Source organism: Pseudomonas sp. Sample_20 (assembly GCF_004307585.1).
Taxonomy (GTDB): Bacteria; Pseudomonadota; Gammaproteobacteria; order Pseudomonadales; family Pseudomonadaceae; genus Aquipseudomonas; species Aquipseudomonas atacamensis.
This window is the reverse complement of record NZ_RCOA01000012.1, coordinates 38706-50258: the sequence shown is the minus strand read 5'-3', so window position 1 is coordinate 50258 and position 11553 is coordinate 38706. Positions and strand designations below refer to the sequence as shown.

General features: G+C 60.4%; 10 protein-coding genes and 1 pseudogene. 6 read left to right on the top strand and 5 right to left on the bottom strand.

The genetic code is table 11. The features are described from left to right. Together D8U70_RS01840 and D8U70_RS01835 are read right to left on the bottom strand one after the other, a co-directional pair. Positions 1–445, bottom strand: a pseudogene (locus D8U70_RS01840) (NYN domain-containing protein); the annotation flags it as partial. Between the two features lie 358 nt (positions 446–803). Continuing rightward, positions 804–1796, bottom strand: a complete 993-nt coding sequence (locus D8U70_RS01835) for an AraC family transcriptional regulator (protein ID WP_130928190.1) — start codon at positions 1794–1796, stop codon at positions 804–806. A 62-nt stretch (positions 1797–1858) separates the two neighbouring features. On the opposite strand from D8U70_RS01835, the gene D8U70_RS01830 reads away from it, so the two are divergent. Continuing rightward, on the top strand, positions 1859–3082 hold the full coding sequence (locus D8U70_RS01830; RefSeq protein ID WP_130928187.1) for an MFS transporter: 1224 nt from the start codon (positions 1859–1861) through the stop codon (positions 3080–3082). A gap of 54 nt (positions 3083–3136) precedes the next feature. Here D8U70_RS01830 and msrA read toward each other — a convergent pair whose 3' ends face one another. From msrA to D8U70_RS01815, 3 genes are all read right to left on the bottom strand, one after another. After that, a complete protein-coding gene (gene msrA / locus D8U70_RS01825; RefSeq protein ID WP_071172004.1) occupies positions 3137–3643 on the bottom strand; it encodes a peptide-methionine (S)-S-oxide reductase MsrA in 507 nt (168 codons plus the stop codon). Between the two features lie 124 nt (positions 3644–3767). Continuing rightward, entirely contained in the window at positions 3768–4553 is a 786-nt protein-coding gene (gene sseB, locus D8U70_RS01820; RefSeq protein ID WP_110645696.1) for an enhanced serine sensitivity protein SseB, read from the bottom strand. Positions 4554–4791: 238 nt separating this feature from the next. After that, positions 4792–6918, bottom strand: a complete 2127-nt coding sequence (locus D8U70_RS01815) for a TonB-dependent receptor (RefSeq protein ID WP_130928186.1) — start codon at positions 6916–6918, stop codon at positions 4792–4794. A 190-nt stretch (positions 6919–7108) separates the two neighbouring features. Between D8U70_RS01815 and ppk2 the strand changes: the two genes are divergently transcribed. The 5 genes from ppk2 to cydB all read left to right on the top strand — a co-directional run bounded on the left by ppk2 (position 7109) and on the right by cydB (position 11551). After that, positions 7109–7924 (top strand): polyphosphate kinase 2, encoded by an 816-nt coding sequence (gene ppk2 / locus D8U70_RS01810; protein WP_130928189.1) that lies wholly within the window; start codon positions 7109–7111, stop codon positions 7922–7924. A gap of 607 nt (positions 7925–8531) precedes the next feature. Next, on the top strand, positions 8532–8747 hold the full coding sequence (locus D8U70_RS01805; RefSeq protein ID WP_130928185.1) for a hypothetical protein: 216 nt from the start codon (positions 8532–8534) through the stop codon (positions 8745–8747). A 23-nt stretch (positions 8748–8770) separates the two neighbouring features. Beyond that, positions 8771–9160 (top strand): VOC family protein, encoded by a 390-nt coding sequence (locus D8U70_RS01800; protein ID WP_130928184.1) that lies wholly within the window; start codon positions 8771–8773, stop codon positions 9158–9160. Between the two features lie 3 nt (positions 9161–9163). Continuing rightward, positions 9164–10537, top strand: a complete 1374-nt coding sequence (locus D8U70_RS01795) for a cytochrome ubiquinol oxidase subunit I (RefSeq protein WP_130928183.1) — start codon at positions 9164–9166, stop codon at positions 10535–10537. A 12-nt stretch (positions 10538–10549) separates the two neighbouring features. Beyond that, positions 10550–11551, top strand: a complete 1002-nt coding sequence (cydB, locus tag D8U70_RS01790; RefSeq protein WP_130928182.1) for a cytochrome d ubiquinol oxidase subunit II — start codon at positions 10550–10552, stop codon at positions 11549–11551. Positions 11552–11553 lie beyond the last annotated feature (2 nt).

Here is an 11553-nt window from a genome sequence, read left to right as displayed (position 1 = left end):
AGTCCATAAGGTCAGTCATCTGGATTTTGCCTTTCAACAGCTCAGCGATTTTTGCGGGTTTGATGGTCCATCTGACATCCTTCGACAGATGTCCAAGTCGTAACGCCAGCTTACGTTTACTTCGCAGTCTGGCGTGCAGCTCTTTGCGAAATGCCGCCTCCCTGGACCTGGAAAAATCCACAGCTTTTTTGCTTATTGGGTTGTGCTGTTTGGTGTCCAGTGGGGGGCAGTCATAAAAGAAGATACGGTAAAGCTCTTTCCTGGCTCGTTGTCGTAGCTCTCGAATGGGGCCCGTTGGACGGGTCAAGGTTTTATTGAGGAGGTGGGCGGTTGCCCATCGATGGACCAGATCGGCCGCGCGTTCAGCGTTGAAGGCGTTTTGAGGTTCGATTCGTCGAAAACGTTTGATGAAAAAGGCGCCATCGACTAACACCGCAGTGGGCATGTTTTTTACCTAAAAAAACGCCCAAGGGTTTGGCTCGTTCTGGATGATTAGAACGGCGTACTGCCTTGGGCGGGATGGGAGCAGATTAGGTAGGAGTGACGGATACGTCAACAACACCTTTTTCGTCTGACCTGTTTGCACAAAGTCGAATGTGCCCAGCGCTTTCAACTCTCAGGTGGCGACGGGGAAACGATAAATTGCGGAGGGTAAGCCGGCAAGACAGCGACTTCCGTAAGATTTGTAGGCAAAAGCGCTGTGTCTCGTAGGCTCGGTTATCCGTGAGCGGGCGAGCGCGGGGTTGGGCAGAATCCGGGGGGGGCACATAATGAGAGCGGCTCTGTTACGGCGATTCTCGTCTTCAGCGCTGGCGCCGACTCGCTCCCGGTGAGCTTCCCGTTATCCGCTTGAACGCACGACTGAACGCCGCTTGGGAGGTGTAGCCCAGGCGCTGCGCCACTTCTTCGATCGGCAGTCTTTCCAGGGTCAGCCACTGACTGGCCAGGCGCATGCGCAGTTCAGTGGCGTAGCGCAGCGGCGGGGTGCCGAGGGTGGTCTGGAAGCGTTCGGCGAAGACCGAACGTGAGGTGTTGCACAGCGTTGCCAGTTCGGCGACGCTCCAGTCGCGCCCCGGTTGTTGGTGCAGGGCCAGCAAGGCCTGCGCCAGGCGAGGGTCGCGCAGGGCGGCGACGAGACCGGAGGCATTGCCGCAAGCGCATTCGACCCAGCCGCGAACAATCATTGCCGCCACTACGTCGGCAAGGCGCGCGAGAATGCCGGCGAAGCCAATGCGCGCTGCGCTGACTTCGCGTTCCATGGTCGCGAGAATCGGCATGAGTCCCGGATAACGCTGGCCGCCGGCGTCGATCAGCATAAGACCCGGCATCAGCCGACCGAGGCCTTGCAGGCTGCCGAGTTCGAACTCCATACAGCCACTGAAGAGCAGGGCGCTATCGGGCGAATCGGCGCTGTGTCCGACCTGCACCGCGCAGACCGTGTCGCCGAGCGGTGCGGCGACGGCGCTGTGAATGTCCTGCACTTCAGCTCCGGCGTGTGACAGCAACTGGTGCGCGGCACCATGAGCAATGAATACCGCATTGCCTGCTGACAACTCGTACAGGCTGCCGTCCTCCAGTCGCAATACCGTCGATCCAGCGGCGACGAAGTGGAAATACGCATGGCCGGGCTTGTCGCTGAAACCCAGGCCATACGGCGGACCAGCGTGGATCCGCCGATATTGCACGCCACGCAGACGCATGCTGCGCAGCAATTCAGTGATCAGGTCTGATGACAGTGCAAAGGGATCGGTGCTGCTCATGTTCGGGGTTTCGATCAAAAGTTCAAGACTGCGCATCATAGATCATCCGGGTTGTCGCCAATAGACTGCCCTCTCGAAATGTCCGAGGGAGTCTTGAAATGAATGAACGTGTAGGTGATGGGCGAACTGACGGGGAGCCGCTGGTGCCTGCGTGGATGGCGGTGTTTTCACTGGCGATGGGCGTGTTTGGTCTGCTCACGGCGGAATATCTGCCGGCCAGCCTGCTGACGCCGATGGCGCTCGATCTCGGCGTCAGCGAAGCGCTGGCAGGGCAAGCGGTGACGGTGACTGCGGTGGTCGCGCTGTTTGCCGGATTGCTGGTGCCCGGGTTGACGCGCAGCCTTGATCGGCGGCTGGTATTACTCGGCTTTTCGGCACTGATGATTGCTTCGAATCTGCTGGTCGCGTTGTCGTCCAGCCTCGCGGTGTTGCTGATCATGCGCATCCTTTTGGGCATAGCCCTCGGCGGATTCTGGAGCATGGCGGCGGCCGTGGCCATGCGCCTGGTGCCGGCGGCGCTGCTGCCGCGTGCGCTGTCGATCATCTTCAGCGGGATCGCCGTGGGGACCGTGGTGGCGGTGCCATTGGGCAGTTATCTCGGCGGTCAGTTTGGCTGGCGCAGTGCGTTTTTCGCAGCTGCGGCGGTTGGCGTGGTGACGCTGGTCTTTCAAATGTTCACGCTACCCAGTCTGGCGCCGCATCGTCCGTCACGCCTGCGCACGGTGCTTGAGGTGTTGCTGCGACCGGGCATTGCCATTGGCATGTTTGGCTGTGTATTGGTGCACACCGGTCACTTTGCGTTGTTCACCTATATCAGGCCATTTCTGGAAAGCACCACCGGCGTCGGCCCGCAGACGCTGGCACTGATGCTCCTTGGTTTCGGCGTGGCGAACTTTGCCGGCACGCTGTTCGCCGGCTGGCTGTTGCAGCGCAATCCAAGGGCAACGTTGGTGCTGATGCCAATGTTGGTGGGCGTTGCTGCTCTGGCGTTGGTCGGGTTACCGGCCTCGCTCACCGGGCAGGCGTTGCTTCTGGCGCTGTGGGGGATGGCTTTCGGTGGTGTGCCTGTCGCATGGTCGAACTGGGTGGCGCGTTCGATACCCGATCAGGCCGAAAGCGCGGGCGGCATGGTGGTCGCATCGGTGCAGTCGGCGATTGCCGCAGGCGCCGCCGCCGGCGGTTCGGTGTTCAGTTTCAGCGGTATCAATGGCGTGTTTGTAGCGGCTGGAATTCTGATGTTGCTGGCCGCGCTGCTGATTGCACTGAAGGTCAATGTCGAGGTGCCGGAGCCGGGTTCGGCGGCTTTGCCAGTGCATTTGTGAGTTGATCAGGGCGGGGCGGTGGCGAAGCACTGAAGCCCCGCCGATTCCGTCTCTTCAACCGCGCTTCGGCAGTTTCCAGTCAGGCCGGATGAAGTGGCAGGTGTATCCGTTCGGAATCCGCTCCAGGTAATCCTGATGCTCGGGTTCCGCTTCCCAGAACGGCCCCGCCGGTTCGATTTCCGTTACTACTCGACCCGGCCACAGTTTCGATGCGTCGACGTCGGCGGCGGTGTCTTCAGCGACGGCACGCTGCTCGTCGTTGAGGTAGTAGATCGCCGACCGGTAGCTCGGACCAAGATCGTTGCCTTGACGGTTGGGCGTGCTCGGGTCGTGGATCTGGAAGAAGAACTCGAGGATCTGCCGGTAGCTGATCACGGCCGGATCAAACTCGATCTCAATGGCTTCGGCGTGGTTGCCGTGGTTGCGATAGGTCGCATTCGGCACATCGCCGCCGGTATAGCCGACGCGGGTCTTGAGCACGCCGGGGTAGCGGCGCAACAGATCCTGCATACCCCAGAAGCAGCCGCCGGCGAGAATGGCAGTTTCGGTTTGAGTGGTCATGGTGTGTGCTTCCTCTCGAGACGATGTGGGGATACCCACTGTTATGAGGGCGGGTTGAGAGAATCCAAGGTTACGCTCATCAGAATCGACCACTGGCCTGCTGATCAAGCGGCATGCAGGCGTGTCAACCAAAGCCAAATAACGAACGCAGCCTGCTCGGTGACTTGCGTTCGTAGAACGGTTTGGTCTCCCTGAGGAAGTAATCACTCAGCCCGGCTTGTCCCGTCAGCACGCGGCAAAAATCAACTGGTCCGCCATCGGGGGCTGTGTCCGCAGCGACATTGCCGGCTTCGCGCATGACCTGTTCGATATCGCCATCCGCTTCGATGCCGACGATCAAGTGCGGTTTTTCATCAATCGAGGGGTCGTGCATCAGCGCCAGGAATGCGCGTTTCACATTGGCGTGTTTGGCCAGCAATTGCGAGAGCGAATGGACCATCGTCGATGGGTAGTCCGAAGGCTGTCCAAGCAAGACGTTGGTTTCTTTTTCCACGGTACGCTGCGTGGCGGGCCGGCCGATTTCGCCTGAGAGCAGGCGTTGCACTTCCGCCGGAAGAAATTCCTTGCCGTACGGCGACTTCGGATTCAGAAAAAGCAGCGCGCCCAGCGTGATTTCGAACAATGATCGGGCGGGTATCTCCACATAGCTCTGCTCGCTGTCGATGGATTGTTGCAGCGTTGGCAGCGAGGAGAAGAACGGAATGACCGGCGTGCCATCGGGCTTCTGCCAATGAGCGATGCTGATGTTGCTGCCGGCTTCGAGATTGACATGGCCTTGCGCCGCACCGGCGGTGCCGAGGATGTAGACGGTCGAGTCCAGGAGGGTTCGATAGAACTCAGGGCGATGCGCGGGTTCGTCCGCGGCCAGCCGGAGTGATGTTTCCAATGGGTTTTCTTGGGAAGTATCCATGAGGTCAGTCCGTTATTTTCAATGGAGAGCGATGATTACCTGGCCGGTCCGAGGAGACGTGCTGTCACGATGATACTCGTCCAGAGATTCGAATCCTGCGTCGTTCTAACCAACACCACAAAGCCAACTGTGGGAGCGAGCCTGCTCGCGAAGGCGTCGTGTCAGTTGAAATAACTCACGGCTGATACACCGCTTTCGCGAGCAGGCTCGCTCCCACATTTGAATTTCGCGTTGGGTCTTATAGCAAACTCCACGAAACCCCAACATAAACCCCCATCCCTTCACCCGGAGTCGACCGCGCAGCATCCAGACCTTTGTCGTCATACCCCGGCGTGACCGTTGCCGCATAACGCTTGCCGGTCAGGTTGCGCATGTCGACCCAACCTTGCCAGTCGCCCTTCGGGGCGTTGTAGCCCAGCGTTGCGCCAAACAGGGCGTAGGGATCGGCGTAGTAGCTGTTGGCGTAGTCCACGGCAACTTTGGAGACCAGTTGCGTGTTCACGGCGGCGAAGAAGCCCTGCGGCCAGTCGTAACGCAGTTCGCCCTGGTAATAATGCATCGGCAGGCCCGGCAGGCGGTTGTCGCCGAAGCGTTCGTCGTTGCGGTAGTGGAAGTCGCTGAAGGTGTAGGCCTGGCGCAAGCTCAGCTGGCGGCCGTCGGCGGCGGTCCAGAGTTTGCTGTTGAGGCTGGCTTCGATGCCTTGGTGCACGGTCGGGCTGGCATTGAGTTCGTAGGGCGTGACGGCGTTGGCGTCCGGCAGCACCGAGAGCAGTTCGTGACGAACTTGGGCGTAGTACCAGACCAGGCTCCATTCGCCCAAATGGCTGTCGCCCCGGCCGCCGAGTTCCAGAGTGGTTGCAGTCTGGTTTTGCAGTTCGACCGGGTCGCGCTGAGTGCCGGTGGCGGCGCCGTTGCCGGCAGGGAAGCGCACGTTGGAGCTGTAGATCAGCGACCACGGGTGCGGTGCTTCGACGGAGCGGCTGAGGTTGCCGAACACTTGCACGTCGGGGGTGATCTGATAGCGCAGGCCGATGCGCGGTGCATAGTCCCAGTCGCTGAGACTGGTTTTGCCGCCGCCCTGCGGATAGGTCACGGCGCTTTCGCGGCGGGTGTAGATCGCGGCGAGGCCGGTGGTCAGCCAGAGGTCGTCGGCAATTTCCAGGTCGTTACCGAAATGCAGCACGGTATCCGAACCCTGATAGGTGAAATTACGCATCCGCGTGCCCGGGGCGTAGCTGGCGGTGTTGCCACTCGGGATGCGCACGAACTCGCTGGCGCCGTCGTTGGGCAGGTGCTTGGTCACGCGCAGGCCGACGTTGCTGCGGCTTTCCATGCCGAACAAAGTGTCGCGGCGCTTGTAGTCGAAGGTGCCGCTGACGTCGGTATAAGCCACCTTCAGCCGGTTGGGGCCTTCGCGCAGATCCATCGGGTAGTCGTGGTAGGCGAGGCCGGTCTGGATGCTCGAATCGTCATCGAGATAGAACGTGGTCTTGTTGCCGATGAAGGTACTGCCGGGCTGCTTGCGGCTGTCATCGCGGGCCACATACGCCGGGTTGGCTGCCCGTGGGCTGTGTTCGATGGAATGCTTGGTCACGCGACCGGCGAGGTCGTTGTCGGTCTCGCGATAGCGGAAATAGAAGCGGGTTTCCAGATTCGGGTTGAAGCGATAGCCGAAGTTGGCGATCAGGCCTTTGCTCTCGCTGGCGGTGTGGTCCTGATAGCCGTCGGCGTTGGCATCGGTCAGGGACACGTAGTAATCGAAATCGCCCAGCACTTGCCCGGAGCTGACCTGGCGCTGCTGATAGCCATGGCTGCCAGTGGCGTAGCGCACTTGCAGCTTTGGCGCGGTGTAACCGGTGTGGCTGACGTAATCGATAGCGCCGCCCAGCGCCAGCGCGCCGCGATCGAAGCCATTGGCGCCGCGTAGCACTTCGACATGCTCGACCCACAGTGGCTCGAGCAATTCATACGGTGTGCCGCCGGGGCCGGTGAGGGGCAAGCCATCCAGCATCGTGTACAGCCCCGAGGCGTGGGCGCCGGGTGCGCGGTTGATGCCTGAACCACGGATGGAAATCTTCACGCCTTCGTTGCCCGCCGACTGTGCATACACCCCCGGCTGATAGGCCAGCACATCCTGATTGCTGGCAACACGGCCCTGCAACGGCTGGCGCATGTCGACCACGTTGGCGCCGCCGGGAACCTGCTCAAGGCGTTCCCGCGCTTCTTCGACCGCTGCATCGCTGCCACTGCGCTGATCTGCCGAAATCAGCACTTGCCCCAGCTCCAGACCTTGGGTCTCGGCCATCGCCGGGCAGGCCAGGGCCAGACCGAGCAGGGCAGTGGGCAATGATTTGGGCGACGGCATCGAAAAAACTCCAGCAAACAGGGGATCGGGCAATGAACAGTGCGACGTCGGAACAAACCCAGGAAACACATGGCGACAGGGCTTTTTTGCCCGGCGATGGCAAACAACCGGGCGTGAACTAACCTCACGGATCAGGGCCATCGGGTCAATAAACAAATTCAGCGGGCTGTTGAAGCGCGAGGACAGGTTCATGGCGAAAGACAAGAAGAAACCTGCAAGGGCAATCGAACGTCCACGCTTGAAAAACAAGGACTATCTGGAACAGCTGCGCAAGCTGCACATTGAATTGGTCAAGCTGCAGGAGTGGGTCATCGCCAAAGGTGTCAAGGTGTGTATTGTTTTCGAAGGGCGCGACGGTGCGGGCAAGGGCGGGGTGATCAAGGCGATCACGGAACGCGTCAGCCCACGGGTGTTCCGGGTGATGGCACTGCCGGCGCCAACCGATCGCGAAAAGAGCCAGATGCATGTGCAGCGCTACCTGCCGCATCTGCCGGCAGGCGGTGAGGTGGTGATTTTCGACCGCAGTTGGTACAACCGCGCCGGCGTCGAACGGGTCATGGGCTTTTGCACGGAAGAACAGGCCGACAAGTTTCTCAAGTCGATCCCTTGGGTGGAGAACGCCATCGTCGATTCGGGGGTTATCCTGCTCAAGTACTGGCTTGAGGTCAGTCCAGAGGAACAGACCCGCCGGCTCGAAGCGCGAATCAATGACGGGCGCAAGACCTGGAAACTGACACCAATGGATCTGAAATCCTACAGTCGCTGGTATGACTACTCACGGGCGCGGGACGAGATGTTCAAGCATACCGATACCGATTGGGCGCCGTGGAGGGTTGCCGACTCCAATGACAAGCGTCGTGCACGGCTGAACATCATCACTGATTTGCTCAGTCGCATCCCCTATGAAGAGGTCAAGCGCGACAAGGTCGAGTTGCCGAAACGGCAGAAGCCGGGCAAGTATCGGGAGCCGGATTATGCGTACAAGCGGGTGGCTGAGCGGTTTTGACATTTGCGGGTTTTTTGGGGCTTGGCGGCCTTTGGGCCGACCAGGCTCTTGGGGTTTTGGGTGTATATCCGTTTTTTTGCGGTGTTGCGGTTGGCGGTTTCGCCCTTACGGCGACTCACTTTTTTTACAAACGCCTAAAAAAAGTAAGCAAAAAAACGCTTGCTCCTACGTTCGGCCCTCGCAGGCTCGGGTTCCTTCGCTACGGGACTGATCCGGACGCAGCGGCTACGGTTTGCTTCGCTGCACCTCCTTCCGCTGTGTTCGACTTCGTCGAACGGTCGCTGCGCTCCCACGCCCGGATCAATCCCTCCACTCAGCCTTCCGACGTCGCCGGTGGATCAAGATCAAAAGCACTCGAGCTTGCGCTCATTGTTGAGTGGGGCGGCTTCGCCGCGGGCAGCTGCGCTGCGCTGCTTTGCTTTTGCTTTTGTGGGAGCGAGCCTGCTCGCGATGACGGAGGCACATTCAAATGTTTTGAAAGATATACCGCTATCGCGAGCAGGCTCACTCCTACAAGGTTTTGCGTATCACCCGTCCATCCGTCGTCTGCCCTGAACCTCTGTCGCGCTGTTTTTTCTACCGGGTAAGTCCATCAGGAGATACCCGTATGTTCGATCAGCAAAAGAAGGCATCACTGGCGGCATGGCGCAGGATGGCGGAGCAGGCCGAGGGCGATCTGGATCCGGAACAGCAGTATGACGAGCTGCTCAAGGCTGCGGATCAGATGGAGGAGCAAGGCCTGATCACCAGTGCCGAATGGCGCCAATTAGTGCGTGACGCCGGCAACATTTTTACCCTGAACGAGGAACAGCCACAGCGCTGACAGCTGCCATCGGAGGACGTCTCATGCTCAGTTATCTGTTTATCGGCGCCAACGATGTCGAGCGTTCGGCGGCTTTTTACAAGGCGATCCTGACGCCGCTTGGCTACCGGCATGACCGTGAAGAACACTACTGTTTCTACTTGCCCGATTGTGCCGACAAGTCCAACGGGCCCGGGAGTGTGCACATCTCGCAACCGTTCAATGGTGAGCCGGCGACACCCGGCAACGGCATGATGCCGGCATTTCGCACCGACTCGCGGCACAAGGTCGATCAGGTGCACAAGGCCGGGCTCGACCACGGCGGCAGCGACGAAGGCGCGCCTGGCACTCGCGAGGCCTATACGCCGGACTTTTACGTGGCCTATCTGCGCGATCCTGAAGGCAACAAGCTTGCTGTGTTCTACAGCGGCTGATGGATGGAGCTCGTTGATTCGGCCCTGATGGCCGCCCGCGCCCAGTTCGCGATCACGATCAGCTTCCACATCGTGCTGGCGGCGTTCAGCATCGGTCTGGCGAATTTCCTCATGGTGCTGGAAGCGTTGTGGTTGAGGACCGGGCGCCAGGTTTATCTGGATGTTTATCGTTACTGGCTCAAGGTATTCGCCCTCAACGTTGCGGTGGGCACGGCGTCGGGATTGATTCTGGAGTATCAGTTCGGCCTCAACTGGTCGCGGCTGTCGGTGCAGGCCGGTGATGTCCTCGGTCCGCTGATGTTCTATGAAGTGATGGCGGCGTTTTTCATCGAAGCGGGATTTCTCGGCATCATGCTGTTCGGCCTGAAGAAGGTCGGTCCGCGTCTGCACTTTTTTGCCACGTGTGCGGTGGCGGTGGGCTCGCTGATCAGCGCGTTCTGGATTCTTTCCGCCAACTCATGGATGCAAACCCCCGCCGGCTATTCGATTGGCGCGGACGGGCGTTTCCTCGCCGAGGACTGGTGGGCAATCATCTTCAATCCTTCGTTTCCCTATCGTCTGGCGCATATGCTGCTTGCCGTGCTCATCGGCAGCGCGACGCTGATTGCCGGGATCAGTGCCTGGCAATTGCGCAAGGCCCCGGACAACCCGCGTGCTCGCCTGCAATTCTCCATGGCGCTGTGGGTGATTGCGCTGCTGATGCCGGTGCAGATTGTTGTCGGGGACCTGCATGGCCGGCACAGTTTGCACGCTCAGCCGCAGAAAGTGGCGGCCATCGAAGGCTCATGGACGCGCCCGGACCAAGGGGCAGGGGAGCCACTGCGCCTGTTCGCATGGCCGGATATGCAAGAGCGCCGCAACCATTGGGAAGTGGCCATTCCACGCATCGGCTCCCTCTATCTGCAGCATGACCTGACCAGCACCATCGCCGCGCTTGATGAATTTCCGGCTGAGGACATCCCGCCCGTGGCGCCGGTGTTTTTCGCGTTCCGGCTGATGGTCGGGCTGGGGCTGTTGATGCTTGGGCAGGGTGTGGTCAGCCTGATCCTGCGCCGACGTAATCGCCTGTACACGGCGCGGCGCTGGCTGGGCGCGTGCGTGCTGCTGGCGCCGGCCGGGTTTCTGGCGATGCTCAGCGGCTGGGTCGTCACCGAAGTGGGGCGACAGCCGTTTACCGTTTACGGATTAATGCGCACGGCGGACAGTCTGTCGTCGGTGTCGAGGGCTCAAGTCGTCGGGTCGACGTTGTTGATTCTGCTGTTTTATCTGCTGATCTTCGGCATCGGTCTGTGGGTGTTGCTGCGTCTGTTGCGCGAGCCGCCGCAGGAAGATCAACCCGGGCCGCAGCCCACCCTTGCCGACGAAACCGGGCACTGAAGAGTCGCAGACATGGACACCGACTGGCTGACTTTATTATGTGCTGCTGCATTGGCGTTTTCGGTGATGAACTACGTGGTGCTCGACGGCACCGATCTGGGCGTCGGCATGCTCATGGGCCTCACGGCTTGCAGCAAGCAGCGCAGGGTGATGGCGGTGTCGATTCTGCCGGTGTGGGACGCCAACGAAACCTGGCTGGTGCTCGGCGGCGGCGGGCTGCTGGCGTTGTTTCCGCTGGCGTATGCGATCTTGCTGCCGGCCTTGTACGTGCCTTTTATCGTGATGTTCCTCGCCTTGATCGCGCGGGCCATGGCGCTGGAGTTTCGCGATTACGCACCGAACGAAGGACGCAAGCGCATCGTCGACAGCGTGCTGGCGCTGGCTTCGCTGCTGACCGGGTTTGTCCAGGGCATGGTGCTCGGCACCCTCGTGCAAGGCGTTGCGCATCAGGGCGGTCAGTACATTGGCGATGGCCGCGATTGGCTAAGTCCGTTCCCCGTGTTTTGTGGTCTGGTGCTGGTGCTCGGGTACGTCTGGCTGGGGACGTGCTGGCTGTACTGGCGCACCCTGGATGAATTGCAGCAGCGCTCGGCCCGCCAGGCCCGCGTGCTGTCCCTTGTCACCGTGGCGTTATTACTGGTGCTGATCGCATGGACGGCGACATTGCAGCCGCAATATGCCCGGCGGCTCGCCGATATTCGGCTGTGGTTGCCGGCAGGGCTGATCGTCAGCGCTCTAGGATGGGTGTTCAGCAAAGGTTTTCACGGGCGCTTTGACTGTGTGCCGTTGTTCGCCGCTTTGGGCGTTTTCGTCCTGGCTTTCGCGGTGATGCTGGTCGCGCTATTTCCCTTCATCATTCCGCCGGATCTGACCTTGAGCGAAGCAGCCTCAAGCCCCACCAGCCAGATCTTCATGCTGGTCGGATTCGCCGTGCTGATCCCCATCACGCTGGCCTACAACACCTTCGGTTTCCGCGTGTTCAGCGGCAAGGTCCGCGTTGCCAGCGATGGTTGAGA

What these genes read in the sequence shown, in the direction of transcription:
- D8U70_RS01835 (WP_130928190.1), bottom strand. Translation starts at nt 1,796, where the DNA reads ATGCGCAGTCTTGAACTTTTGATCGAAACCCCGAACATGAGCAGCACC.
- D8U70_RS01830 (WP_130928187.1), top strand. Translation starts at nt 1,859, where the DNA reads ATGAATGAACGTGTAGGTGATGGGCGAACTGACGGGGAGCCGCTGGTG.
- msrA (WP_071172004.1), bottom strand. Translation starts at nt 3,643, where the DNA reads ATGACCACTCAAACCGAAACTGCCATTCTCGCCGGCGGCTGCTTCTGG.
- sseB (WP_110645696.1), bottom strand. Translation starts at nt 4,553, where the DNA reads ATGGATACTTCCCAAGAAAACCCATTGGAAACATCACTCCGGCTGGCC.
- D8U70_RS01815 (WP_130928186.1), bottom strand. Translation starts at nt 6,918, where the DNA reads ATGCCGTCGCCCAAATCATTGCCCACTGCCCTGCTCGGTCTGGCCCTG.
- ppk2 (WP_130928189.1), top strand. Translation starts at nt 7,109, where the DNA reads ATGGCGAAAGACAAGAAGAAACCTGCAAGGGCAATCGAACGTCCACGC.
- D8U70_RS01805 (WP_130928185.1), top strand. Translation starts at nt 8,532, where the DNA reads ATGTTCGATCAGCAAAAGAAGGCATCACTGGCGGCATGGCGCAGGATG.
- D8U70_RS01800 (WP_130928184.1), top strand. Translation starts at nt 8,771, where the DNA reads ATGCTCAGTTATCTGTTTATCGGCGCCAACGATGTCGAGCGTTCGGCG.
- D8U70_RS01795 (WP_130928183.1), top strand. Translation starts at nt 9,164, where the DNA reads ATGGAGCTCGTTGATTCGGCCCTGATGGCCGCCCGCGCCCAGTTCGCG.
- cydB (WP_130928182.1), top strand. Translation starts at nt 10,550, where the DNA reads ATGGACACCGACTGGCTGACTTTATTATGTGCTGCTGCATTGGCGTTT.